Genomic DNA, 24,894 nt, shown 5'->3' on the forward strand with positions numbered 1-24,894 from the left:
GGCTCAATGGAACAGGACGAAAAAGGGTAAGATCGGGCCATCAAGGTTTTGATGCGGTTCTGCACATGAGAATGGGCGGTGGGTAACATGCTTTTCGTTATCCACGGTTCGTTTCGATTGTGTAGAACCGCTGCCCGGGTTATCCACAGGTGGGCAACGGAGAGAGCGAGGTTTCTCTCGGAGCGTCCACGTGTGGGAAAGCCGGGCACGGCCAGCCCGAGCGTAAGCGAGGACCGATGCGGCGCAAGCCGCCCGCTTGACACCAGGCGCCGCGCTAGCCGTTAGGTTTGGTACACGGACAGTCCAAAGGGGAGGGACCCACACCATGGCAACACCACGAAAGTCTGCACAGCAGCTGGCGGCCCGCGAGAAGGCGATGACCAAGGCCAGGGAGATGACCGAACGGCACGAGAAACTGATCGAACTGGCTGCGGAGTTCTTCCAGCAACAGGAGCAAGCCGACCTTGTCCGCGCCGAAGCGAAGAAGAAGGCTGACGCACTGTTGGCCAAAGCCGAAGCCGACGCCCGCAGCGCCGTCCGCGGTGCCGCGGTGACGGTTCGTGCCATGCTCGATTCCGGTGAGCCGAAGTCCGCCGTGGCTGCCCGGCTGGGACTGAGCGGAGCCGAACTGAAGCGCATGCTCGACCTCATCACTGACGAAAAGCCTGCTTCCCCTGCAAGCGATGAGTCGAAGGAACGCGATTCTTCCCACGCCGACGATCAGGACGTTGCTGCCTGATCACCGACAGCACGACACATGAAAGCCCCCGGCACTTCTGCCGGGGGCTTTCGATATTTTAGAAGAGCGTTGGCGCATCCGGATCCGCTCCAGCGAGCAGCGCCCGGATACGCTCCTCCCGTTCCCACCCATGCGCGCGGACTTCGTCCCTCAGCGCCCTGGAACGTTCCGCGAACTGTCGACGTGCAAGTCCCCTCCACCGGAAACCCGTGCCGTTCGTGTCACGGCCTTTGGACTGACGGTCGAGCATGTTCGCTCTGGCATCCCCGACACTCAGGTGTGTGTCCGTTCCGGTTGTTGCCCGTACGCAGAGCGGTATGTCGCAATGGTGCATCAGCGGCCCGAAGCCGTCCAGATCGGCACCGTACGCCAGGTGAAAGGCAAAGCGGTGGGGACGGACCGCCTGGGTGCGTCCGTCGCTGTTGAGAGTGAACCTACCGTAGCCATCATCGGCAACCGCCCGGCCCCACAGCCAGCAATCATTCTCCCGCGGCCCCTTACTGACCTTCGCCCAGAAGCGCTCAGCATCCTGTGACTGGTTCATGGCCGGGCTACCAACGCCGCCAACGGCGTTCCAGCCTGTTCGCGGCGAAGAAGAACGCGACCATGAACAGGGCCGGTGGCACTGCCTGGAGCAGGCTCTGACCGAGCCAGGACACGACGGCGGTGATCAGTGCGATCACGCCGGCCGCCTTGCAGAGGAAGATGAGAATTCCTTGGCCGGCGGCCACAGGGTGGGTGAGTGCGTAGATGATCCAGCCGCCCAAGGCGACGGCGGCGAACGCTGCGAAGAAGATCAGAACGACGGCCACGGTGTTCCCCTAACGATTGGTTGATGGGTGGTCGGTGGTCTCAGCAGTTCCATCTCCCCGCCTTGCTCTTTCTGGCTTGGTCGGCGGCCGCGGTGAAGTCCTCGCTGTAGGCGAAGGATTTGCCGTAGCCGGTTGCTTCAGCGTGACCTTGTTCAAGGATCGTGCGGTTGGCCAGGGTACCCTCTATGGTCCACACGTAGGCAAGAAGACGGTCATACTTGTCGCGCACACCTTGGGCGGGATCCGCTGAAAGAAAGACCTGCTGTCCATCCAGGAGTGAGTGCAGGTAGGTGGACGCTTCCGGTCCGCCGCACTCCACCGGTGCGTCTTCCTTGACGCTCTCCGGTGCGTTGATGCCGACCAGCCTGACCCGGGTGTTGGTGCCGTTGCAGTTGATCCGGATAGTGTCCCCATCGACCACCTTTTCCACGGTGTACGGGCCGCTGGCCGTGACTTGAAGTGCCGGCGGACGGGCCGCTGTGTCCGTCGCATCACAGGGGACTTCGTGCAGCGGTGCTTGGCTGCCGGCGGGAACGATCTGCGGTCCGCCCTGGGACGTGCAACCGGACAGGGCAAGAACGGCCACGACGCTGCCGAGTAGGAGCCGGCCCCTGTATTGGATGGCGTTCACGGGTGGTCCTCCTTCACTGCTGTTTCGGCGCGGGTCCGTCGCCCTGGGCGTAGCTCGCCGGCTTCAACTCCCGGCCATTTCCGGCCGTCGTTGTACTTGCGCTGCAGCCGCCGCAGTTCCCGGCGTGCAGCTGCTTCAACGAAGTCCGAGATGGACACATACCCCTCGAGCTTCCCGACGGCTTGGACCGCTGCGCGGATCTGATTGAGGTCCTCTTCAGTGAAGTAGGGCCCCTTCTTCTCAGTGGGCTTGGTCATCGTCACCAGGCCACGGGTACAGCGTTGTCGGTAGCCCGGAGAAACTGGGAGTGCCGTCCGCGCCCACGGTGATTCCGGGATGGTCGTGGCTGCCGGTCGCGTGTGACACGGCCGCCAAAATAAGGTCAGTCCGGGCTCGATCCATTCCGGCCAGAACATGAGCGAGGTTGATGTGCACTTCGCCGCCGATGGACGCGGCCAGCAGCAGGAAGCGTTCCTCTCCCCCGGAGAAAGCACCTCTTTGAGCGTGGTCAGCCAGCTTGGCGAAATCTATCCACGCGACATCTACCGTGCCCTTGCCTGTAGACCGGGCGTGGATCCAAGGACGGTCCGGCTCCGCGAAACGCCCGTTGAACGCCCGCAACAACAGCTCGGTGGCCGCTTCGGTTGTGTACGTACCTTTCGCCCAACGACGAAGGTCCTCTGCATGGGTCATGTTCAGGTCCTGTGCTTGATGGATCGATGGATACCGGGGCCGACGTAATGCCCGGCCCCGGCACCACGCGGGTTTAGAAAGGGGGTTCTGAGTCGGGACCGGTGCCCCAGGAACCGGCGTTGGTCTGTGCGTTCGAGGCCCATGGGTCGTCCTGCTGGGTAGCCTGTCCGCTGCCATTCTGGTTCCCGAAACCTCCGCCGTTTCCTGCGCCCTGGTTGTTGCGCTGGGTGCGGTTCACTTTCGCGTTCGCGTAACGCAAGCTGGGCCCGATCTCGTCTACCTCAAGCTCTATGACGGTGCGCTTTTCGCCTTCCTTGGTTTCGTAGGACCGGGACTTCAACCGGCCGGAAACGATCACGCGCGTGCCCTTGGTCAGGGACTCGGCGACGTTCTCAGCTGCTTCCCGCCACACACTGCCGCGGAGGAAAAGAGTCTCCCCGTCCTTCCACTCGTTGGACTGACGGTCGAAGGTCCTGGGCGTTGAAGCGACCGTAAAATTCGCTACCGCCGAACCACTTGGAGTAAAACGCAGCTCTGGGTCTGATGTCAGGTTTCCAATGACAGTAATCGTGGTTTCGCCGGCCATGATGGTTCCTTTTCCTCGTGTGCTGGTGGTGTTCTCGGAGTGTGTGCTGGTTTCGTTCTGAGGTTCAGTCCCACCCGGTTGGTCGTGGGTGAGGTCGTTGGGTTGGTGCTGGTCTGCGGTGTGTTCGTCCCAGAGACCGCCGGCCCCGATGGGTGCCCTACTGATCGCTGCAAGGTAGCGGTCATCTTCGATGCTGCAGGGGTTGGTGTAGTAGCCGGCGTACGGGTCGTAGTCCTGGGTGTCGGGGTAGATCCTGCCGCTGGGGTTGGTTTCCCGGAACAGGTCCACCTCCAACGGGATCCGTGGGCTGATTTTGAACCCGTCCACAGGGTGCGGGGTGGTCACGGTCCTCACGCTGCCTTGTGGCTCATGGCCGCTTGGACGAGCTTGTCGCGGCGGAGGCCGGACCAGTGGTCCTGGTCATCGGAGTTGTTCACGATGACCGGTGCCTGGGAGTAGCCGAGCTCTTGGGTGATGTACTCCAGCGCTGCGGGTACTTCGGTGATGTCCACGGGCGTGTAGGTGATGCCTTTGGAGTCGAAGTACTCCATGGTGCGGTCGCAGTTCGGGCAACCGGGCTTGGTGTAGACCGTGTATGCGGCGGTTGAAGCAGTCATTTTCAGTCCTCGGTTTCGTATCAGTTTTAGTTAGGTTCGTCTGTCTGGCTTGCTACTACTATTCTAGCGTTTATCCACTCGGATAAAAAGGATTTTGCCGCGTATTCTAGGGTTTTTTGCGTCTGATTTGGTACCCGTTGCGGGTGCCGGGTTTGGTGTTGCGGGCAGTAGTCCGTGTCATTTTCAGAAGCTGACGGCACAAATGTCACAAGTCCTGTGCATTGCCCCCATCCCGGCTTCCTTAGCAGCTGTCCACCGGGGCCGTTGCCGGTCGGAAGAAGACGGTGTTCGCGCCTCTGCCGGTGAGGGCGTCGCTCTCAAGAAGTTGAATTGCTGTCGCCGTTGCCTCCAGTGTCCGGAGCTGGCTGTCGATTGAGTAGCCTTCGTGGGGTTGCCATTTAAGGGGTCCTACCCGTCCGGAATGGCCGGCCTGTTGCCAAATCCCCATGATCATGCGATTAGCTGTCCGGCACTCGGTCAGGGGTGCGCCCAGCTCGTCGATGATAGTGCGCATCAATCGAAACCAGATCCCGGCAGGGACCTGCTGGCTGAGCAGCTGGACTCTCCCCGTCGCCATGGCCTGCCAGGTTCTGGTGTCCATCGCCAACAGCGTGGCAGGAACAGGCCTTGGGGTTGGCGGCCTGCGTTCCCAGCCCCCGAAGTAGCTGGCCGACTTAGTCCACTTTTCCAGAAGACATCCATGAATCGGGCAGCTAAGCGTCAGCGGCAGCAGCCACAATAACTTGTAAGGGTGGAGAGGCGCCGTCGTCGCGATGCAATGCGGGCACGCCCTCATTGCCGGGCGGGTTGGACACCAAGGCATCCACGGGTAGATCTCACGCGGCCACCGTATTTCCGCTGGCAGCAGCACGGAGAACTGTCGCGTGTACTTGGCAAACGTCCCGGGATCCGGTTCGGTCCGGTCAAGTAGCCAGGGTGACCAGCCACTGAGGCTCATTCTCCGGATCCGGTGCGCATCGACGCCGGTTCTTGTGGAGAGCTCCTGGGCGAAACGTTCGGGTGGGCAGGTGTCCAGGTCCGCGGCCCGGCCGGGCCAGAAGCCCAGATCGACGACGAGGTCTTCGAGGCGGACTTCATAGCGGACGGCGATCCGTCGAAGCCAGGACGAAAGCGCCTCACCGGGCGTCGGTGCCGGGTGCACGGGCCAGCGCCGCACCGCCGTCACTGGAGCTGCTTTTCGAAGAGCCTGCGCCGCTCCGATGGTCCTATGTAGTCTGCCCGGGTCAGGGTCCGGTGGTTGATCCTCTCCTCGCCGGTCTCGACGGCGGCAACCGCGGCCGCCGTCAGAAGGTGGGCGAGTTCACCGATGGTGCCTTCGCTGCGGGCAAGCAAATACCTCGCCATGTCCTCAGTTTCGATGACCGACGGTAAGCGCAATGGGAATGCCGTGGCGAAACTGGCCAACAGCGACCTGGCCTCCAGGCCCACTTCCCAGAGCGGCAGAATGAACGGTTCGAACCTGTTCTCAAGCTGGTCATCGGACCGGACGGCCAAGTAGGCCTCACGTGTGCCGACGCCGACAAGCGGGATGCGCAGTTCGTTGCCCAGATACCGGAGCAGGTTCAGGAACTCGCGTCGTTTCTCACCGTGGCCAGCCAGGACGTTGTGGAACTCATCGATCACGAGCATCCGGGCTTCGACTTCGCGAAGGAGTGAGAGGGCCAGACGTTCGGCTTCAGGTAGGCGCAGGTTTGACCGGAAGGGCGCTCCCATCGCGTTAAGGAGGGCAGTGTAGAAGCGAAGCTCCGAGGGTTCCGAGGGCATTTGCATGCACACGACCGGGATGTTCTCGCCGTCCGGGCCAGTTACAGGTGGATGCATTCGATGGAAACGCTCGACGATCATGGTCTTGCCATTGTTCGTTGGGCCGACCAGCAGGAGGTTTGGCATGCGCTGCTTCTTCGGCCGGCTGAAGAGTATTTCCAAACGTGCGACGGCGTCCAAGGCCTTGGGGTAGCCGATCCACCGGTCTGCTCGGATGCGCCGCACCCTCTCCTCGGTGGGCAGCTTTGCTAATTCCTGCGATACGGGGTGCAGATGCGACAAATCCCCGGTCTCGTTATCTTCCACGGTCACCATTCCTCGATCTGTTCGAAGGGTTGAACGGAAACCTCTTCCGGGTCCTTGCTACGTGGTGTGTCCGGAGGTGGTGGGAGTTTTGAAGGTATGGGGTCTGGTCGGCCCGGGTTCTTGGCATGTTTGCGACGTTCGGTTTCCCTGCGGACGCTTGGTCGTTTTCACGGCAGTCTCGCTGACCTGGCGCATTTGGTCGATCATCCGGAACAGTGCTGCTTCGTCCACTTGGGTAGCGCCGAGATCATGTAACCGGGCCAGAGCCTGCCGGTGCTCCCATGTGCTGATGGGAGGGTTGGCGATCGACCGGTACGGGACGTCCACGTAGTGGTGTCCGTCCGGTTCCAACACCCAAATCCGACTGATATCGCGTGGATCTCGTCGGATGACGAACGGCTCCAGTTTGCCGCGGCGGCTGATCCACGGTTTCAGAGCGTTCGCAAAGTAGTGGACATGGTCGACGACGAAGCCTGTTCGGGTCAGCGTGCGGCGGATGACAGGGAGGAAGTCCACAAGGAAGGAAGTCTGGTTGGCGGTAACGGCGGGCAGGCCGGTCGCGGCTATCCCGGCAGCCCACTTGGCTTCCGGGGTTTGTCCCAAGGTCTTATGCACGCTGCCGTGGTAGCTGGCAGCCGCAAGTACCAGCCACTTCTCAAGCTCCGGCAGCGTCAAGGCAGCCAACCTCTCCGAGTTATAGCGGCCCCGCTCCCCCGGGTTGGAAAACGTTGTTCCCGGAAGTTCGTGGATCCTGCGCATGGCTGTGCCGATGACGCGTTCGACAATGCCGCCGTAGTGGGGTTGCCCGGGTGGCCGATAGGACAACCTGATGCCATGCTGCTCGCAGCCACGCCGCAGCGCCTCGCTCTTGAACTCTGCCGCGTTATCCAAGAACAAAGATTTCGGTTTGCCGCTCATCGGCCAATCCACCTCCACGCCAAGCCGCTCAAGCCAAGGACGCTTGTCCCCAACGGTGTGGGCCAGGCACAATCCCACCGAAACAGCCGATGGAGGTTCCAGCGTCACCACCATGCCCACGAGGGCCCTGCTGAAGACGTCGACGGCCACGGTCAGATACGGGCGGCCAATCGACTGACGTTCCCGTTCGTCAACGATGACCACATCAATGACCGTGTGGTCGATCTGTACCTGCTCCAGGACCGAACTGATCAGCGGCACCTCACCGCCCGCGGCCTGCAGGGTCCTCACGGCATCCGGCCCTTCCCTGCGTCGTCCCACTTCAACGGGGTTGAGCATGGAAATACGCCGAGTCACCGTGTTCCGCGTAGGGGGCTTCAAGCCTTTCAGCGCGCAGGCCCTGCCAATCTCCCGGTGAAGTGCCGCAACACTCAGCTTTTGTCGCGTAAGGAACCGCCGGCGGATAAGGTCGCGCATGATTTCTTCAACCGGTTCCGGCAGTCGGTTTCGACCCTTACCTCCTGTGGAACGATGGACCGCAAGGTCCGTTACGAGACCCGAACCCTGGCGATGCCGGGCAAGCAACACGTAAATCCGGCGTCGGGAAACACCAAGTTCCATGGCCGCTTGGTCAACAGCAGCGGCGCTTGGGGTGCGGCGCTGCGCCAACGCCCCGATCACCGCGGCACGATTCTTGGCCTGTTCCCATGCGGCATCCGACATCGTCAACTGCCCATCGGCAGCAAGACGACTCTGATCAGCATCCATACCTGCCTCCTTCTAGGGAACAGGAGTACCGAACAAAAGCACCATAATGCACAGGACTATCGAGCAACCAGTGTTCAAGAGTCCTGTGCACAACTCCCGGGGTTACAGGGGCCTCTGTGCCGTCAGCTTCTGAAAATGACAAGTCCGACGTGACTCCCCCGGCTTCTTTAGCAGCTGGCCTGGGTGGCTGGTTCTTATGCCTGCATCAGGTGATTTCGCGTGGCCCCCATGTGTCGTCCCGGCTGAAAGAAACTTTCCTCAGCGCGTGGCCGGTCGGCGGCGGGTGTCCTGGCCCATGGGAGACGTTGCCGGTCGTTCTGCTCTGGTAGCTAACTGTTCCCAGGTGGCGCGGGCTGGGCGGCTAGTCGGGTTAAAGGGTGAAGGGCCGGCACTGTAAGTGCCGGCCCTTCCTATTTTCCCTCTGCAAAAGGAAATCTGTGGTTCAGTCTACAAGACTGAAGTCTTGCCCGTCAGCGCGTGGTTCGCGGGTGTGTTGCCCGGTAGCGGCGCAAGAGAAGGTAAATGCCCAGGGCGAGGGCGGCTCCGATCGCTGCGCCGATGATCAGCCCGGTAATGCTCCGCATGTTGTTCATCAGGATCAGGGGCAAGGAGATGGCGGTGACGAAGCCGATGTGGAACGGCATGGTGTCGGTGTCGTCATCGAGGTCTTCCATTCTGGAGTGCGCGATCATCCACCCGATGCCCAGATAGATCGTGGCGACGGCCGTGAAGATCAACGCCCCCATCACCACCTGGTCAAGGATTGGGGACAGGCCAGGGAAGATCTCAGCGAGAGTGACCCCTGGGGGTGTCTGCGTATTCATGGTGACTCCTGTCTGCGCTGCCATGGGATGAGCCTAACGGTGGCCTCCGACAGACTTCTCTGTGGGGACCCGATACGAGTAGCCAGGGGCGGCGGGAGCGCGGATTTTGGTTCCCGTGTGCTTGGTCGCGTTGAACGGCGGTCCGTCGCTGGTGATTGACTGCTGTGGTTCGCCCTGGGCGGCGGACCGCCCGACGTTTGGGAGGTTCCCGGCCCTGCTCGTGGTGAGTGGCCGGGGGCCTTGCCGGGCGGTGGGGTTCCGCCCGGCAAGGGGTCTAGGCGGCTTCGGGTTGGTCCGCACTTTCCGTGGTTTCCTCGGTCTTGGGGTCGGTGAGGATGATCTTTTCGACGTCGCTGGCTTCGTATCCCCATGCCGTGAGCTGGGCGAGGTAGTAGCGGTTGCTGCTGTTGCTACTCCGCCAGCTCGTGCGATCGATGTTTGCCTCGTAGGCGGTGATCATCATGGCGAGGGTGACCGTTTCGGGTTTGGTGGTGGGCTTGTCCACGTAGGCCGTGAACTCGCCGTACCCGGTGCCGGTGCCCAGTAGTTCCGCCGTGAGTTCGGTCTTGTTCAAGGCCTTGGTCAGGATGTAGCTGGCGTGGGCAATCGTGTGGGCGATGAACTTCTGGGCGTTCTTTGGCAGGGCCTTGCGCGCCAGCAGGGTTTTGACGAACTCCCTGCGTACCACCTCGGCCGAATCCATGGCTTTGTTGTTTTCAATGACCTCCCGGCGTGCGGCCTTTTCCTCCTCGGTCATCCCTCCTGCCGGGGCCTTGCCGTCCTTCCGCAGCCCGCGGGCCTTCCAGTCAGCCACGGCGAACCTCGTCATCAAACCGCTGTAACCGATGCCGATGTACACCGCGTCGGCGTCCGTCTCGCTGAGGCGTTCACCCTCGGCGGTGGTCAGTGCTGAGATCAGGGCGGCGGGTCCCTTGTAGTCGTAGTAGCTGGGGTCTTGTTCCAGCACCGTGAGACCTTTAGCGGCAGCCTCGGCGCAGGCTTCGGCGAGCAGGGCGTTGTTCTTGCGCTCGTCGCGGAGCCGCTGCGCCCGGTGGGCGAAGTTCCCGGGATTCTCAGTGGCGAGGCTTTCGAGCAGAGCCACTGCCTCGGCGTCGTCTGCGAATTCCTCGATCACGGCTGACTGTTCCAGCGTCAGGCCTTGGTCCAGTGCCTGGGCTGCGGTGGCGTTCGCTTTGACCTTCAGCGCGGTTTCCACCACTGCTTTCTTTGCTCCCATCTTCCGGGCGATGACGTTAGCGCTCACGCCCAGCAGTGCCATTTGGTGGAACGCTTCGGCGCGGTCGCCGTCGGTGAGTGCGCTGCGATGGTCGTTCTCAACTACCTGCGTGGCGAGGCGTTCCGCTTCCTCGGGGCTGGCACCGACGAGCACGGGAATGCTCGCGGCTCCTGCCTCAACGGCTCCAAGGGTGCGGCGCTGTCCCATCAGCACGTGCACGGTTCCGTCCTCGGTCCGGTGGGCGACGACGGGCACCAGCACGCCGTGTTCCTTGATGCTGGCCACGAACTCCTTGGTGAGTCCGGCATCCTTGCGAACGTTGGTGTCCACGGTCAAGGTGGTGGGGTCAAGCAGTTCGAGCGTTGGTGCTGCGTTCATGGTTTTGTGTCCTTTGCAGAGGAATGGTTGGTGAGGGAGCGGTGTGACCCGGCCAGCTACTTTCTTTCCTCCCCCGTTGTTTTTTGGCTGCTGGCGAAGCTTGCGGAGCTGTGGCCGACGGAGGCCTGTCTACCCTTGGGCAAGGTGTGGGAAATTCCCGGAGGAAATAAGCGACGCAGGAGCGCCGTAGGGAAATTCCTGCACCGCAGGCCCCGGAGCCCGCGGAGGGGCTAGACGGGGTGGAGCGGACACATAGAATCCGAAGGACAGCAGCCAAAAAACGTCGTAGACACAACAGGACCGGGCACGGCGGAGCTCTGCGACGTCGGGACCGGGCCCAACAGCCGGCCACGGAGCGAAGCGGAGTGGACGCCCAAAAGGGTGCGAGCCCCGCGAGCATGCCTCTCCCTGGTCCGCGGGGGATCCGCCCAAGTCAATCCCGGCCCGGGCTTGCCGCACGCACCAGGTGAGCAGTGCCGGCCCTTGGGCGGGAACGGCGGTCCGTCGCCGGCAACCACCCACAAGTGCCGGCCACCTGCGGCGGACCGCCCGCCCACGAAAGGCGAACGGCCCACCCGGCTTACGTGGCGCTGTCGATCTTGGTGAGGATCGCGTTGGTGGCTTCCTCGGTCTGGCGCTGTAGATCCTTGATTTCCTCGTCGGCCGGGGCAGCTTCTATTTTCTTGAGCTGGACCTGCCACGTATCCAACGCCGTGAGCAGTTCGGGCGTGAAGGTTGCATCCGGTTTGCCCTGCAGCCCGAAGTAGTAGAAAGCATCCGCCATTCCCGGGTAGCCGATCCTTGCGGCCGTCTCGACTGCTTGGTCGCGTTGGCCTGCCTCGTGGTGGGCTTCGTAGTCGAAATCGCCGTCTTCATCCCAGAAGTTCGTCATGGTTCTGTTTCCTCAAAACTTGGGAGGGTGGCCGGGAGCTGGTCCCGGCCACCCTATTGGTTTAGGCCGCTGGCTGGGTCAGCCGGGTGTCGAAGAGTGCTTCGGCACGGCGGATCAAGTACTCCGGAACGTCGACGTCATGACTGAGACCTTCCCTGCCCAGGAACACGGCGTTCCCGGTGACGGGCAGATCAAGCCCGGTTTCGTGGAGCAGCTGCGCGGCGCGGACGTTCGATGGTCCGGTCGTTTGCGTGTCGGCGTTCAGGTAGACCTGCCAGTCTCCTCTGGCGATGCACTCCAGGCCGCCGCCGACGATGATTTGAAGGCTGCTGTGACGGGCATCAAGGCTGGCCACGGTGACGTTCTCGCTGAGTCGCGACGGGATGTAAAGGGCTATGCGGTGGGTAAGCATGGCGTCTCCTTGCCCTTCTAGAGAGGTCCGTCAGTGAGCGGATCATGCCCGCCGTTGGCGAGTCGGCGATCTTCGGCATTGTCCAGGTCCAAGGCATAGAACCAATCTGCGTCCGTCTTGTGCTGAAACGCCGGTTCCTGGGGTTCTGTGGTGTTCATTGGTTTTGTGTCCTTTGCAGAGGATTGGTGAGGGAGCGGTGTGACCCGGCCAGCTACTTTCTTTCCTCCCCCGTTGTTTTTTGGTTGCTGGCAAGCTTGCTTGCTTGGCGGCCAGCGGAGCAAACCCACCAACAACTTCCCGTGAAGCCCATCACACAACCAACCACCCACACACCCGCCCCCAAACCCAAACCCCAAACCCAACCACCGCCGTCGAACCTTTAAACCACAACGCTCCCCCACCAAAAGTGAGAGAGCGTCCAGACCAAACCCGAGGGAAATGAGCGAGCGTCGACAATAAGCCCGAGGGACCTGCACGAGCGTCCAGCCCAAACCCGAGGGAAGGTGAGCGAGCGTCGGGAGGGGCGGCGGTCATCCGGCAGCGCGCGTCCAAGGGAGGAACGACCGAGCACACCGAACATGACCGCCGCCACCACAGCCCACAACGACCGCCGCCCTCAACACAGGCTGCAGCCACCACAGCCCACAGCCTTAACCGGGGTTAGTGGCCCCCGTGCCCTCCGGCGCCTTCGGTCTTGCGCATCATGGCACCGAGCACCACGGCTGCGACTGCAATAGCGGTGGCGGCCAGGAACGCTGCCTGCATACCGGCCACCAGGCCGGACGAGGCAGAGACCACCGCGTAGATGGACACGAGCAAAGCCGTACCAGCTGCACCGGCCACCTGCTGTGCGGTGCTGATGATTGCGGAACCGTGGGAGTAGAGGTGCGGAGGCAACGGGTTCAAGCCTGTGGTGAAGGCGGGTGTAAAGAGCAAGGCCAAGCCGAGGCTCAGGGTGACGTGCAGGGCAATAACCCAGCCAAGCGAACTTCCCTCATCCAGACGGGAGAACTGCCAGAGCGTCAGGACCATCAGCACGGAGCCGGTTACGGTCAGAGGGAGCGGGCCCACTTTGTCGAAGATCCGCCCGATGACCGGTCCCAGCAGGCCCATGGCCAAACCGCCGGGCAACAGTGCCAGCCCGGTTTCCAAAGGCTGAAGGTGAAGGGTGTTCTGGAGGTACAGCGGCAACAGGATCACGCCGCCGAACAGCGCCATCATGGCAACGACCATCAGCAGCGTGGACACCGTGAACATGCGGAACTTGAAGGCGCGAAGGTCAAGCAGCGGGGCGTCGGACTTCTGGAGCTTGAGTTGCCGGAAGACAAACAATGCCAGGCAGAGGATACCCACCACCAGTGCGATGACGGGAACAACGCCGGCGTCCGCGCCGCCGATCTGGCTCAGGCCGTAAACCAAGCCACCGAATGCGGGCACGGTGAGGATCACCGAAGGAACATCCAGGGTGGTCTTCTCGCGTTCTCCCACGTTGGTGAGGTACTTGGCCCCGATCGCGAAGGCAGCCAAGGCAACGGGCAGCACGAACACGAACATGAAGCGCCACGAGAAGTTGTCCAGGATGATGCCTGAAACGGTGGGGCCCATGGCCGGAGCCACGGAGATGGCTATGCTCACGTTGCCCATGACGGCACCACGCTTGGACATGGGCACCAGTGTGAGAATGGTGGTCATCAGCAGCGGCAGCATAATGGCGGTACCACCGGCCTGAACGATGCGTGCCAACAGCAACACCAGGAAACCCGGCGCCAGTGCGGCCAGCAAGGTTCCACCACTGAACAGTCCCATGGCCAGCATGAATGCTCCGCGGGTGCTCATCCGTTGCAGGATGAACCCGGTGGTGGGGATAACCACGGCCATGGTCAGCATGAAGCCGGTGGCCAGCCACTGCACGGTGGAAGCGCTCACTTGAAGGTCTGTCATGAGTCGCTGGAGGGCGACGTTCATGATGGTCTCGTTGAGGATGACAACGAAGGTTGCCACCAGCAGCGTGACGATGACTGTCACGGATTCACGTGACATCTTCCCGGACACCGAGGCGTCGGACACCGGGCCGTTCGAGGCCGGCGCCTGTGAAGCCTGCGCCTGTGACACCTGCGCCTCTGCGGAGGTGACGGTGCCGGAAACGCCTGATTCAGGTTTGCCGTTGGCGTCGGACGTGACGTCGGTAGACATGAGGATTCCCCAAGGTTTGGATTTGGTGTCCGGCGATCTGTGCCGGTGAAGACTAAAACAGTCTAAACGCCCATCCAATTCCCGTCAGTAGGAAAATTCCTGAACGCTAGGAGAACAAAGGAGCGTTGTCGATCAGCCGCACCGGCCCCACCTTGGCTGCGATGATCGCCAACCCCTCACCGCGGAAGGGTGTTTCCTTGCAGTTCTCCGCCAGGGGCTCCAGCGTTACGGGATCAACGACGTCAAAATAGTCCAGTTCCACCAGCGGCTGGGACTGAACAAGCGCGACGGCGGAATCGAGGTCCAGCGGTTCATGCGCGTTTGCGCGGGACTCGATGAGGCGTAAAGCCCGCGACAACACCAACGCTGCTTCGTGCTCTTCCTCGGAAAGGAACCGATTGCGGCTGGAGAGCGCCAAACCGCCGTCACTACGAACGATTGGCACCGGGACGATCTCTACAGGGAAGTTCAGGTCCGAGACCATGCGCTTCACCAAAGCCAGCTGCTGCGCGTCCTTCTGGCCGAAATAGGCCCGGTAGGCCGCCGTCGTGCCGTCCGCAGCGGCCCCTCCCGGGAGTCCGTAGTGCAGCAACTTGGCCACCACGGTGAGGGCACCGTCGAAGTGCCCGGGGCGCGAGGCACCTTCCCACTTTTCGCCCAGCGCGCCCGCTGTCACCCGCACCAGTGGTTGGCCTCCCGGGTACACCTCGTCCACTGATGGTGCGAACACCAGGTCAACGCCCTCGGCATCAAGCAGGGCCATGTCGGCGTCGAGGGTGCGTGGGTAGCGGTCCAGGTCCACGGCATCACCGAACTGCAGGGGGTTGACGAAAATGGTGGCCACAACCACGTCATTCTCTGCCACGGCTGTCCTGGCAAGCGCCGCGTGACCGGAGTGCAGGGCTCCCATGGTGGGCACCAGCCCCTGTGAATTCCCGCCTTTGACGGCCAGGAGCCTTGCGCTCTCCGCCCGCAGTTCCGTCGCAGTGGTTACAAGTTTGATGGCCATGCTGTTCAGTTTCCTTCCGGCGACCCGGGTTCGGCGCCCAAGGCCTGGTCAATGTCATTCAGTTGTTCCGGGCGCAGCAGTCCGCGGTTTCCCGCCCTGCGCGCAGTGGCCCGTGCCATTGCTTGGTAAGCCGCGAGGACGTCGCCGCCCGCACCGCCGTCGTACTCTTTCAAAGCCTGGGCGTGCGCGGACACGGTTCCCACATCCCCCCGCGCAACCGGACCGGTCAGCGCAGATTCGCCGGAGGCAAGGGCGTTCTCCAGCGTCGCACGCAACAGCGGACCAAGCATGGCCTCGGGAGTTTCGACGCCGATCTCCCGCAGCATCTGCGACGCCTGCGCCACCAGGGTGACCATGTGATTGGAGCTATGCGCAAGGGCAGCGTGATACAGGGTACGGTCGGCCTCGGCAATCACCACCGGCTCGGCGCCCATCTCAACCACCAATGCCTGCGCGATCGGCAACATGGCAGCATCGGCCGTGACTCCGAACGTGCAATCCATGAGACGGGTCAAGTCCAGGCTCATGCCCGTGAAGGTCATGGCGGGGTGCAGGGCAAGCGGAATCGCGCCGACCGCGCGGACAGGGTTGAGGATTCCGACGCCGAACCGGCCCGAGGTATGCGCCACCAGCTGTCCGGGCTGCCACGCGCCGAGTTTGGCCAGCCCCGCAACCAACTCGCCAAGGGCGTCGTCCGGCACGGCCAGCAAAACCAGCTCGGAGCGTTCCACGATGTCCTGGATCTCCAGAACGGGGACGCCCGGAAGCAGGTTCTCTGCTCGCTCGCGACTCGCCTCGGACACAGCAGAAACACCGACGACGGCGTGCTCGGCTGCGCGCAAAGCGGCACCCAACACGGCACCCACCTTGCCGGCGCCGATAATCCCGACGCCGAGTCGTCCTGGCCTAGCCATCGTGGCGGTCCTCCTGTTGTAGTGAAATGCGGGGTTGTTCGGGCTGAGCCGGTTGTTCGGGCTGAGCCCGTTGTTCGGACTGAGCCGGCGCAAGCTCCGGAGCCTGCGGGGCCACCTGAGCCAGCCATTGTTCGCTGGTTTGCCGCTTCCGGGCTTCCCTGGCCCGGGCAGCCTGCTGATCGAAGAGCTCCACGGCCTGCTCAACGCCTGCCTGGAACACTCTGGGCGAAACGGGCCCCGCCGTGGTGTGGAGGACAAGATCGGCCACGCCGAATCGCCTTGCCAAAGGGCCTTGGTGCAGTGCCATGGATTGCGTCCGCTGGTGCGGAACCATCACCAGAGTGTGCCACCAGCGCCCGGATCGGATGAGTAAGGCAGTTTGCGTTGCGAGGAACCCGTTGCGTCGCCACCCGAGCGGGGCCAACAGGCGGGCGCGGCGGGGAGTAGTGGTGAAGTCGTCGCTCGTTGCCAAGTCCGTTCCGGCCGGTCCAAGTCCGTCCAGCCCGGCAGTGAAAACCCGCTCCGGATCCGCAACCCCGGGATCCGGCAGCACGAGGGACATCATCCGCAGGACCTCAGGCCTCATGCCAACGGGAAGCAGCAAAGTGCGGGCACCCTCAGTGCTGGCAGCCAAACCATAGCCCGCCACGTTGACGTGAATCCGGTACCAGCCGAAGATGCGCCAAATGGGCGGCTGAGCCACCATGAGCGCTTGAATCCTACCGGGCGGAAGAGTCTGCGCCTGCGTGTCCAGAAGCCCGTACCGGAGCCGGATCCCGTCCGGGGAAATTGCGGCCGTGAAGTTGTAGCCCTTATTGAACGAACTCCAATAGGAGGCAGCAATACCCAGGATGCCGGGGATGAGCGCCAGGAAAATTGCGTTGTTTTCGAACACCACAGAGGTTGTGACTACAACTGCGGCCCCCAGCAAAATACCAATGGTTTGCTCACTGAGCAGGAGGGAACCAATAAGCCGGGACGGGGGCACGGACAGCACAACGTGCTCAGGAGCTTCCGGAATTTCCTCAGTAGTCTCGGATCCGCTGACCACGCCCGCCGCCCGCGCGAGGATGGTGGCACGCAACTGTTTGGCCTGGTCCAGCGGAAGGTAAGCCAGCCGCACGGCCGACTCGCCGGCGTCGGCCACTTCGAATTTGAGTTCGGCAAGCCCGAAGATCCGCGCCAGGAGCGGTTGCACAATGTCGATTGCCTGCACACGATCCAAGCGAGCCTGCCGTTGCTGCTTGAAGAGGAAACCGGTGTTGACCCGGACGTACCCCTCCGCCACTTGGTAGCGCGTGAAATACCAGCTGAGAATGAAACCACCAACCGTCAACAGCAACACCACGGCGCCGCCGGCCAGAAGCCACGGCACCCGGCCGCTGAGATTCGGATCTACAAAATCCCGCCCCTGCAGCATCCGTTCGAAAGCGTCACGTCCAAAGAAGAACCCGACGGCGGCAAGCGCCACCCAGCCGCGAACGAACGGTGACGCAGGGTGGACACGGTTCCAGTCGCCGTCGACCGCTTGTTCAGACTTGGCCGGGAGGCTATGAGTGGCGTCGTTCTCCAGGCTCACAGCCCGGCCAACCTGGCTTCTCCGCGAGCCGAAAGCTGCTCGCGCAAACGTGCCCCTTCTGCCGAGGGAAGCCCAGGCAAGTGCGCGTTGGTTCCCGCCGAGGCCGTATGGAGTTTGAGGGTGCACAGCCCCAGGCTGCGTTCAACTGGACCCACCGCCACGTCCACATATTGCATCCGGCCGTAAGGGACCACCATGGTTCTCTGGAAGAAGATGCCGCGGCGGATGAGGAGGTCGTCGTCGCGTTCGGTGTACCCGATTGCCCGCACCTGGCGGGGAATCAGCACCAGACGCCACAAGGCCAACACCAGCATCACCGCAGGAACCGCGATTGCCAGCCATAACGGCGGCCAGCGCCACCAGCCAAGCAGAACAAAAATGAGAGGCAAACTAAGGACCGCCAACATCACAACGTTGCCGATAGCCCACTCCACCAAGCGAACCGTGACGTACTTCGGGGAAACCCGCAGCCACTGGACGCCGGGAGGATCAATCGCCTCGGTATGCATACTCGCCTTCACCTTTGGTTTCGCCGCGACGACTTTCCGGTCCGGCGGTGCCACCTTCAAGATCCTCCGGAGGGATCCGGCAGAACCGCTCCACCACGATCCCCACCACCACCATCACCACGCCGCCACCGCCCATCAGCAGGGCATTCCAGAGAACTCCTTCGCCGCCACGCAAACCACCAATGCGGAGAAGATCCGTGGCGATTCCGGCATGCCAGCCCAGGAGCAGCGTTCCGGCGTAGGCGCAGGCCTGGGCCAGAATCAGGGTCCGCGCTGCCAGGATCGGATTCAGCAGATTCCTCTTCTTACCATTGCGCCAACGAAGCACCCGGACGCCCATGATGAGTGTCAGCACTGCTATGAAAGCCATGGTGATGAGCGCAGAGACCGGCAGCACAGGGGTTGGCATGCTGAAACGATTGGTAGTGACCGTAGCCAACCAACCAATCACGGCAGCGATGACCGCGATGAGCACCAGAACTACGGGTCGCATTGCTTTCATTGCTGCTCCACTGCTCCGGCAGCGGGTATGCCGGCCACGTCTCCGAAACCGTCGAAACGCCGGATGTCCGGCATGTCATCGGCGACGGCGGCCAGTTCAGCCACGCTCCGGCCACCCAGTGTGGCGTGCGGCTCCAGCAGGGACCACGGGTAGAGCACAAAAGCGCGCTCGGCTGCCCGGGGATGCGGAATGGTCAGAACAGGATCATCGCTGGTGACATCGCCGAACACGATCACGTCCACGTCCAGCGTCCTTGGACCCCAACGCACCTCGCGGGTGCGGTGATGCTTCTGTTCCACTGAATGGCAGTGCTTCAGGAGCTCCATGGGAGTCAGCGTGGTCTCCACAGCCATGACCATGTTCAGAAAATCCGGTTGGCCCTCCGGACCACCCACCGCCTTGGTCTGCACCACGGGGGAGACACCCAAGAGGCGCACCTCCGGCGGGTCCACCAGATCCGCAACGGCGGTGGACAAGGTGTCGTTCCGCTCCCCAAGGTTGCTCCCAAGGGCCAGGATGGCCCTGGTATAGCCGGATGTCATGATCGCTCCCGGTGGACGCTGACAGTAACGTCGCCGAACGGGACCTCGATCGGCGCCTTGGGCTTGTGAACGGTGACGTCGACGGCGGCCACGTTGTAGTTCTCAAGGATGCCCTCGGCGATCCGGACCGCCAAGCCCTCGATGAGGTTCAGGGGCTCGCCCTCAATGTGCTTGGTAATCAGTTCAGCCACTTCACCGTAGTGGGCCGTGTACTGGAGATCATCCGTCTCAGCAGCCTTGGTGAAGTCCGTGTACAACACGGCGTCCACAACGAAAGGCTGGCCGTCACGACGTTCGAAATCAAACACTCCGTGATAACCGACGGCGGTGACGCCGGTCAGCGTGATCCTGTCCACAGCGGTATCCAATCAGCGGGAAATGCGGGCGGCAACCTTGACGGCGTCAAGGCTGGGGCCGACGTCGTGAACCCGGACAGCCCAAGCGCCCTTGGTGGCACTCAAGGCGGTGATGGCAGCGGTAGCGGCGTCCCGCTCCAGAGGTGCGGCAGACTTGCCTGCCACAGTGAGAAGCGAACCGAGGAACCGCTTACGGGACGCAGCAACCACGACCTTGTGGCCCAACGAGAAAAGCTGGTCCAGGTTCTTCAGGATTTCCCAGTTCTGATCCTCGTTCTTGGAGAAACCAACTCCGGGATCAATGATGATCTGCTCCGGCGCAACGCCTGCTGCATAAAGTTTGTCGCGGACGCCGCTGAGCTCAGCAACCACGTCCTCTGTCACGTTGTTGTAATCCGTGAGGCTGTCCATGGTCAGGGCGTCGCCCCGGCGGTGAGTCAGGATGTACGGAACCTTGGTCCGGGCCACGAGCTCCGGCATATCCGGTTCAATGGTCAGGCCGGAGACGTCGTTGATGATGGCAGCACCCGCCTCCACGGCAGCTGCCGCGGTGGACGTGTGCATGGTGTCGATGCTGACCAGCGCGCCGGCCTTCACCAGCGCCTTGATCACCGGGATCACCCGGTGCTGTTCTTCCTCAGGGGAAACCGGTTCAGCGCCCGAGCGCGTGGATTCACCACCGACGTCGATGATGTCCGCACCGGCATAAAACATCCGCAGGCCCAGTGCGATCGCGGTATCCGGCGTCCGGTGAGTGCCGCCGTCGCTAAAGGAATCCGGGGTGACATTGAGGATTCCCATGACGAGCGTGCGGTCCTTTGGCAGGTCCTCGAACCTGGCCGCGGGACGCGGTTTGCGGAGAATCGGCAGCGGGCTTGTGGCCGGGCCGGTTCCGGGTGCTGCAGCGAGGGAGTCCATAGTGCTTACCTTCCGAGTATGAGGCTCATGGCCTCGGCGCGGGTGGCCGGGTCATGGAGTTGACCGCGCACCGCACTGGTGACGGTCTTTGCGCCGGGCTTGCGAATGCCGCGCATGGACATGCACATGTGTTCACATTCGACGACGACAATCGCGCCGCGCGGGTTGAGGTGCTTCACCAATGCCTCAACGATCTGGGTAGTGAGGCGCTCCTGCACCTGGGGCCGCCGCGCATAGATATCCACCAACCGTGCCAACTTGCTCAGGCCGGTCACCTTTCCATCATGTGACGGAATATAACCAACATGCGCCACCCCGTGGAACGGCACCAAGTGATGCTCACACGTCGAGTAGAAGGGGATGTCCTTTACCAGGACAAGCTCTTCATGGTCGAGGTCAAAGGTGGTGGAAAGGACATCCGCAGGGTGCTGGTGCAGACCCGCAAAGACCTCCGCGTAAGCCTTGGCCACGCGCTTGGGCGTGTCCAAAAGGCCCCCACGCTCAGGATCTTCACCAATTGCCAGGAGAATCTCACGGACAGCCGCTTCAATGCGCGGGCGATCCACTTTGTGGGCGTGCGTAGAGCCCGCGGCGGAACCGTGGGCGGCGGCGAGGTCGTCGTCGTCGTCGAAATGAGTCACAGCAGAAAGCTTAGCCGTGATGCGGGTGGTCGTTGCCGCCGTCGGGCTGCGGGGCTTGGAATGACTCCTGGCTGCTCACTCCCTGGGCGTGAGGCGCCACGACGTCCAAAGGCTCGTCCAGACGGGCCTTCTTGGCTTCTTCCTGGGCTTCGCGTTCAGCCTTCTCCGCGCGTGATTCCACCGGCGGGATGGACTGCACCGGACGGGATTCCTTGGACAGCCAGATCTCGCGGAAATCGCGCTTCCGGATGTCGTGGAAGATCTCGGCGATCTCTGTCTGGTTCAGGGTTTCCCGTTCCAGCAGTTCCAGCGCCAGGCGATCCAAAACGTCCCGGTTTTCGGTGAGGATGGCGTAAGCCTCATCGTGCGCCTGGTCGATCAGGCGACGCACTTCCTCGTCCACAACGTAGGCGATCTGATCCGAGAAGTTGCGCTCCTGTGCGGCATCGCGGCCGAGGAACGGCTCGCCACCGCCCTGGCCCAGCTTCACGGCACCAACACGTTCGCTCATGCCGTACTGAGTGACCATCTTCCGGGCCGTGGAGGTGGCCTTTTCGATGTCGTTGGATGCACCTGTGGAGGGGTCGTGGAACACGATTTCCTCAGCAACACGGCCGCCCATGGCGTAGGCCATCTGGTCAAGCAGCTCGTTGCGGGTGACCGAGTACTTGTCGTCCTCGGGAATCACCATGGTGTAACCCAGGGCGCGTCCGCGGGGAAGGATGGTGATCTTGGTGACCGGCGCAGAGTTGCGCAGTGCGGCAGCAACCAGGGCGTGGCCGCCTTCGTGGTACGCGGTGATCTTGCGCTCGAGTTCCTTCATGACGCGGCTGCGCTTCTGCGGGCCCGCCATGACGCGGTCGATTGCCTCGTCCAGCGCGCGGTCGTCGATCAGATTGGCATTGGAACGCGCAGTGAGCAGCGCAGCTTCGTTCAGGACGTTGGCCAGGTCCGCACCCGTGTAACCCGGAGTCTTCTTGGCAACACCCCTGAGGTCGATGCCAGGAGCCATCGGCTTGCCCTTGGCGTGCACGTTGAGGATCTGCTCACGGCCGATCATGTCCGGTGCTTCCACGGTGATCTGGCGGTCGAAACGGCCCGGGCGCAGCAACGCAGGATCCAGGACGTCGGGACGGTTGGTAGCCGCAATGAGGATCACATTGGTCTTGACGTCGAAGCCGTCCATCTCAACGAGGAGCTGGTTCAACGTCTGCTCGCGCTCATCATTGCCGCCGCCGATGCCCGCACCGCGGTGACGTCCGACGGCGTCGATTTCATCAACAAAGATGATGGCCGGTGAGCTTGCCTTGGCCTGTTCGAAGAGGTCGCGAACACGTGAAGCACCAACACCGACGAACATCTCAACGAAGTCCGAGCCGGAGATGGAGAAGAACGGAACGCCTGCCTCGCCGGCAACAGCGCGGGCAAGAAGCGTCTTACCGGTACCTGGAGGGCCGTAGAGCAGAACACCCTTGGGGATCTTGGCCCCCACTGCCTGGAACTTAGCCGGTTCCTGGAGGAACTCCTTGATTTCCTGGAGCTCTTCCACGGCTTCGTCAGCGCCGGCAACGTCAGAGAAGGTCACCTGCGGCATGTCCTTATTGACCAGCTTGGCCTTGGACTTACCGAACTGCATCACCTTGGAGCCGCCGCCCTGCATGCGGGAAAGCAGGAACCAGAACAGGACACCGAGCAGCAACACAGGGATCAGCAGGGAGAACAGCCCGGAGAACCAGTTGTTTTCCACCGGCTGGTCCGTGAAGCCCTTGTCCGGGTTGGCGTTGGTAACAGCCTTAACCACGTCCGGACCACGGTCCGTGACGTAGAAGAACTGCACGTTCTTGCCCTTGTCCTGGCCATCCAGGTTCAGGTTGTCCTTAAGCACCAGGTCAACGCGGTTCTCGGCGTCGAAAATTTTGGCCTGCTCAACCTTCCCGCTTTGGGAAAGGAGTTCGAGGCCCTCTTTGGTGTCAATGCGCGTGGACCCGCCCGGAGCCAGTGTTGCGAATGCCACCAGGAGCAAGCCAACGACGACAACAATCCAGATGCCCGGGCCCTTGAAGAAACTCTTAGCTTTCATCTGATCGGGGTTTTGCCCCGTCCCTCCTGGTAGTGCTTCAAGGCGCAACTTCTGCGCGCGAGTGGTGCTGCTTCAGTTTCAAGCTATACACCGTTCCCAGTAATTCACGCATCGGAAAGTCCAAAAGTTCCCTCTGGGCGTACACAGGATACTCGCGTTGTGTGTGCTGGAACAGGGTTTTGTGTTGCTCTGGTGGTCCCGCCCGGTGTTGCCCTCGTTGCCGGCGCACCGCTTCCTCTGGCCCGCGCACCCGCACGCGCCCTCTGCCCCCGTAACCACCGCTCCCTCTGGGCAGCGCACCCGCTCGCGCCCTCTGCCCCCGTAACCACCGGCGCGAATGGCGGAAAGGGGTGCGGGCATGGTGAGGAACGGGCGCGCTCGGCGCAAAAGGGTGCAGACCTGGAGGAGCTCCACCACCCGAAACAGCCTTCTGACTCCCACCGAACCACACCCCTGTAACCTTCACAGACCACCGGGCAGCGCACCCGCACGCGCCCTCCGCACCCGTAACCACCGCTTCCTCTGGCCCGCGCACCCGCACGCGCCCTCCGCACCCGTAACCACCGCTTCCTCTGGCCCGCGCACCCGCACGCGCCCTCTGCCCCCGTAACCACCGGCGCGAATGGCGGAAAGGGGTGCGGGCATGGTGAGGAACGGGCGCGCTCGGCGCAAAAGGGTGCAGGCCTGGAGGAGCTCCACCACCCGAAACAGCCTTCTGACTCCCACCGAACCACACCTCTGGAACCTTCACAGACCACCGGGCAGCGCACCCGCTCGCGCCCTCCGCACCCGTAACCACCGCTTCCTCTGGCCCGCGCACCCGCACGCGCCCTCTGCCCCCGTAACCACCGGCGCGCACGGCGCAAAAGGGTGCGGGCCTGTTGAGGAACTGGTGCGCTCGGCGGAAAAGGGTGCAGACCTGGAGGAGCTCCCCCCGATTCGCGCAATTTGGCGTCGTGCACTCTTCGTTTCTTTCGTGTGGTTTGCTGCTTCTATCGTGTGGCTTGCTGCTGTTTTTCCACATAGCCCGGATTAACGCTTTCGACGTCGAACAAGAACGGGAAGCGTGGAACCCATGCCCATCCCAGAACTCATACTTGCTTCAGACGCCACACGTATCGGACAGGACGCGCGCCAGCTCGCTAAGCAGGCCAAACGTGGTGAGCTCGTCCGGGTCCGGCGGGGCGCATACATTCCCTCTGCTTATTGGTCGGAATTAAATGAGCGCCAGCGGCACGGACTTCAAGCAGCTGCTCTGGTCAATGGAGCCATGACTGCGCCCCTCTTCAACTTGCAGACGGCCGCACTCCTTTGGGGGCTCGGCGTAGTGGGCGTGCCGAAGCGCCTATGTACGGTCACCGATGACCCTCGAGGCGGCAGGTCAAAGCACGGGATCCGGAGAAGCTTGGGGTCCTTGGACATTGGAGTAGCCGAACTGGGCGCATTCCATGTCACAGACAAGGTCCGCACCACGGTAGAGCTGGCAGCCTGCCTGAATTTTGCTGAGGCCTTGGCCGTTGCGGACTCCAGCCGACGAAAGCAGAGATGGGGAGACGCTTTTGAGGCCGACAATTGGAATAAGGACAAGCCGTGGGGTCCTCCAGCACGGATGGACGAATTGACTGAAGCTGTCACCGCCCTCACCAGCCTCTCAAGGAAGCGACGTGCCGCATCGATTCTGGATCTCTCCTCAGAGCACTCCGAATCAGTGGGTGAATCCATGAGCCGAGCTCAAATGATCTTGCTCAACTTTCCCATGCCTAGCCTTCAAAGCTCATTTACCCTGGGAAACGGAAGAACTGCCCGAACTGATTTCTGGTGGCCCGAGCTCGATCTGGTGGGGGAATTCGATGGGCACGGAAAGTACTTGAGACATGAGCTGCGCGGAGGCCAGACCATCCAGCAGGCCGTCATGGCTGAGAAGGCCCGCGAAAACGCGCTTCGGGCACTTGGCCTTTCCGTTATTCGATGGGACTGGTCCGACATGATGAACCCACGCGTGTTCGCTCGTATTCTGAATGACGGCGGTCTTCGCTCTCTCCGTGCTGCCTAA

At 62.4% G+C, this 24,894-nt stretch carries 28 protein-coding genes; 2 read left to right on the top strand and 26 right to left on the bottom strand.

What is annotated here, in order from left to right:
• Window positions 1-325: 325 nt before the first annotated feature.
• Window positions 326-739, top strand: a complete 414-nt coding sequence (locus BACI9J_RS20855) for a hypothetical protein (protein ID WP_159736048.1) — start codon at window positions 326-328, stop codon at window positions 737-739.
• A gap of 58 nt (window positions 740-797) precedes the next feature.
• Here the strand turns inward: BACI9J_RS20855 and BACI9J_RS20860 are convergent, their stop codons facing one another.
• From BACI9J_RS20860 to ftsH, 26 genes are all read right to left on the bottom strand, one after another.
• On the bottom strand, window positions 798-1,283 hold the full coding sequence (locus BACI9J_RS20860) for a hypothetical protein (protein ID WP_043471873.1): 486 nt from the start codon (window positions 1,281-1,283) through the stop codon (window positions 798-800).
• Window positions 1,284-1,290: 7 nt separating this feature from the next.
• Window positions 1,291-1,551: a chemotaxis protein gene (locus BACI9J_RS20865; RefSeq protein WP_159736049.1), complete on the bottom strand. Its 261-nt coding sequence runs from the start codon at window positions 1,549-1,551 to the stop codon at window positions 1,291-1,293.
• A 40-nt stretch (window positions 1,552-1,591) separates the two neighbouring features.
• Window positions 1,592-2,182 carry a thermonuclease family protein gene (locus BACI9J_RS20870; protein ID WP_159736050.1) on the bottom strand — a complete coding sequence of 197 codons (591 nt, stop codon included), beginning with the start codon at window positions 2,180-2,182 and terminating at the stop codon, window positions 1,592-1,594.
• Window positions 2,179-2,439 carry a ParB family protein gene (locus BACI9J_RS20875; RefSeq protein WP_014923453.1) on the bottom strand — a complete coding sequence of 87 codons (261 nt, stop codon included), beginning with the start codon at window positions 2,437-2,439 and terminating at the stop codon, window positions 2,179-2,181. Before BACI9J_RS20875 ends, BACI9J_RS20870 begins: the two co-directional genes overlap by 4 nt.
• Window positions 2,423-2,875, bottom strand: a complete 453-nt coding sequence (locus BACI9J_RS20880) for a hypothetical protein (protein WP_159736051.1) — start codon at window positions 2,873-2,875, stop codon at window positions 2,423-2,425. Before BACI9J_RS20880 ends, BACI9J_RS20875 begins: the two co-directional genes overlap by 17 nt.
• Before the next feature lie 73 nt (window positions 2,876-2,948).
• Window positions 2,949-3,806 carry a single-stranded DNA-binding protein gene (locus tag BACI9J_RS24485; RefSeq protein ID WP_236558798.1) on the bottom strand — a complete coding sequence of 286 codons (858 nt, stop codon included), beginning with the start codon at window positions 3,804-3,806 and terminating at the stop codon, window positions 2,949-2,951.
• A gap of 5 nt (window positions 3,807-3,811) precedes the next feature.
• Entirely contained in the window at window positions 3,812-4,078 is a 267-nt protein-coding gene (locus BACI9J_RS20890; RefSeq protein WP_159736052.1) for a glutaredoxin family protein, read from the bottom strand.
• A gap of 241 nt (window positions 4,079-4,319) precedes the next feature.
• Complete coding sequence (locus BACI9J_RS20895) at window positions 4,320-5,264, bottom strand: TniQ family protein (protein WP_159736053.1); 945 nt, start codon at window positions 5,262-5,264, stop codon at window positions 4,320-4,322.
• A complete protein-coding gene (locus BACI9J_RS20900) occupies window positions 5,261-6,178 on the bottom strand; it encodes a TniB family NTP-binding protein (RefSeq protein ID WP_159736054.1) in 918 nt (305 codons plus the stop codon). The genes BACI9J_RS20895 and BACI9J_RS20900 overlap by 4 nt, the downstream gene beginning before the upstream one ends.
• Window positions 6,179-6,226: 48 nt before the next feature.
• Window positions 6,227-7,855, bottom strand: a complete 1,629-nt coding sequence (locus BACI9J_RS20905) for a Mu transposase C-terminal domain-containing protein (protein WP_236558799.1) — start codon at window positions 7,853-7,855, stop codon at window positions 6,227-6,229.
• 470 nt (window positions 7,856-8,325) lie between these two features.
• Window positions 8,326-8,703, bottom strand: a complete 378-nt coding sequence (locus BACI9J_RS20910) for a hypothetical protein (RefSeq protein ID WP_236558800.1) — start codon at window positions 8,701-8,703, stop codon at window positions 8,326-8,328.
• 250 nt (window positions 8,704-8,953) lie between these two features.
• Complete coding sequence (locus BACI9J_RS20915) at window positions 8,954-10,294, bottom strand: ParB/RepB/Spo0J family partition protein (RefSeq protein WP_159736055.1); 1,341 nt, start codon at window positions 10,292-10,294, stop codon at window positions 8,954-8,956.
• 580 nt (window positions 10,295-10,874) lie between these two features.
• Window positions 10,875-11,186 carry a hypothetical protein gene (locus tag BACI9J_RS20920; RefSeq protein ID WP_159736056.1) on the bottom strand — a complete coding sequence of 104 codons (312 nt, stop codon included), beginning with the start codon at window positions 11,184-11,186 and terminating at the stop codon, window positions 10,875-10,877.
• Window positions 11,187-11,247: 61 nt separating this feature from the next.
• Entirely contained in the window at window positions 11,248-11,598 is a 351-nt protein-coding gene (locus BACI9J_RS20925; protein ID WP_159736057.1) for a hypothetical protein, read from the bottom strand.
• A 17-nt stretch (window positions 11,599-11,615) separates the two neighbouring features.
• Window positions 11,616-11,756: a hypothetical protein gene (locus BACI9J_RS20930; protein ID WP_014923442.1), complete on the bottom strand. Its 141-nt coding sequence runs from the start codon at window positions 11,754-11,756 to the stop codon at window positions 11,616-11,618.
• Between the two features lie 502 nt (window positions 11,757-12,258).
• A complete protein-coding gene (locus BACI9J_RS20935) occupies window positions 12,259-13,791 on the bottom strand; it encodes a DHA2 family efflux MFS transporter permease subunit (protein WP_159736058.1) in 1,533 nt (510 codons plus the stop codon).
• A gap of 106 nt (window positions 13,792-13,897) precedes the next feature.
• Window positions 13,898-14,800 (bottom strand): pantoate--beta-alanine ligase, encoded by a 903-nt coding sequence (gene panC, locus BACI9J_RS20940; RefSeq protein ID WP_159736059.1) that lies wholly within the window; start codon window positions 14,798-14,800, stop codon window positions 13,898-13,900.
• A gap of 5 nt (window positions 14,801-14,805) precedes the next feature.
• Entirely contained in the window at window positions 14,806-15,714 is a 909-nt protein-coding gene (locus tag BACI9J_RS20945) for a Rossmann-like and DUF2520 domain-containing protein (RefSeq protein ID WP_159736060.1), read from the bottom strand.
• On the bottom strand, window positions 15,707-17,293 hold the full coding sequence (locus tag BACI9J_RS20950; protein ID WP_159736061.1) for a PH domain-containing protein: 1,587 nt from the start codon (window positions 17,291-17,293) through the stop codon (window positions 15,707-15,709). The genes BACI9J_RS20945 and BACI9J_RS20950 overlap by 8 nt, the downstream gene beginning before the upstream one ends.
• Window positions 17,290-17,802: a PH domain-containing protein gene (locus BACI9J_RS20955; protein ID WP_159736062.1), complete on the bottom strand. Its 513-nt coding sequence runs from the start codon at window positions 17,800-17,802 to the stop codon at window positions 17,290-17,292. Before BACI9J_RS20955 ends, BACI9J_RS20950 begins: the two co-directional genes overlap by 4 nt.
• On the bottom strand, window positions 17,783-18,304 hold the full coding sequence (locus BACI9J_RS20960; protein WP_159736063.1) for a DUF3180 domain-containing protein: 522 nt from the start codon (window positions 18,302-18,304) through the stop codon (window positions 17,783-17,785). The genes BACI9J_RS20955 and BACI9J_RS20960 overlap by 20 nt, the downstream gene beginning before the upstream one ends.
• Window positions 18,301-18,846, bottom strand: a complete 546-nt coding sequence (gene folK / locus BACI9J_RS20965; RefSeq protein WP_159736064.1) for a 2-amino-4-hydroxy-6-hydroxymethyldihydropteridine diphosphokinase — start codon at window positions 18,844-18,846, stop codon at window positions 18,301-18,303. Before folK ends, BACI9J_RS20960 begins: the two co-directional genes overlap by 4 nt.
• The gene (gene folB / locus BACI9J_RS20970) at window positions 18,843-19,202 is read right to left on the bottom strand and encodes a dihydroneopterin aldolase (RefSeq protein ID WP_159736065.1); all 360 of its coding nucleotides are present in this window, start codon (window positions 19,200-19,202) and stop codon (window positions 18,843-18,845) included. Before folB ends, folK begins: the two co-directional genes overlap by 4 nt.
• 12 nt (window positions 19,203-19,214) lie before the next feature.
• Complete coding sequence (gene folP, locus BACI9J_RS20975; protein ID WP_159736066.1) at window positions 19,215-20,120, bottom strand: dihydropteroate synthase; 906 nt, start codon at window positions 20,118-20,120, stop codon at window positions 19,215-19,217.
• 5 nt (window positions 20,121-20,125) lie between these two features.
• Window positions 20,126-20,761 (bottom strand): GTP cyclohydrolase I FolE, encoded by a 636-nt coding sequence (folE, locus tag BACI9J_RS20980; RefSeq protein WP_159736067.1) that lies wholly within the window; start codon window positions 20,759-20,761, stop codon window positions 20,126-20,128.
• A 10-nt stretch (window positions 20,762-20,771) separates the two neighbouring features.
• Complete coding sequence (ftsH, locus tag BACI9J_RS20985) at window positions 20,772-22,841, bottom strand: ATP-dependent zinc metalloprotease FtsH (protein WP_159736068.1); 2,070 nt, start codon at window positions 22,839-22,841, stop codon at window positions 20,772-20,774.
• 1,075 nt (window positions 22,842-23,916) lie between these two features.
• Here ftsH and BACI9J_RS20990 point away from each other — a divergent pair.
• Window positions 23,917-24,894, top strand: coding sequence for a type IV toxin-antitoxin system AbiEi family antitoxin domain-containing protein (locus BACI9J_RS20990; RefSeq protein ID WP_159736069.1), 978 nt, complete (start codon window positions 23,917-23,919; stop codon window positions 24,892-24,894).

It is taken from the genome of Arthrobacter sp. 9V, from assembly GCF_902506065.1.
Taxonomy (GTDB): domain Bacteria; phylum Actinomycetota; class Actinomycetes; order Actinomycetales; family Micrococcaceae; genus Arthrobacter.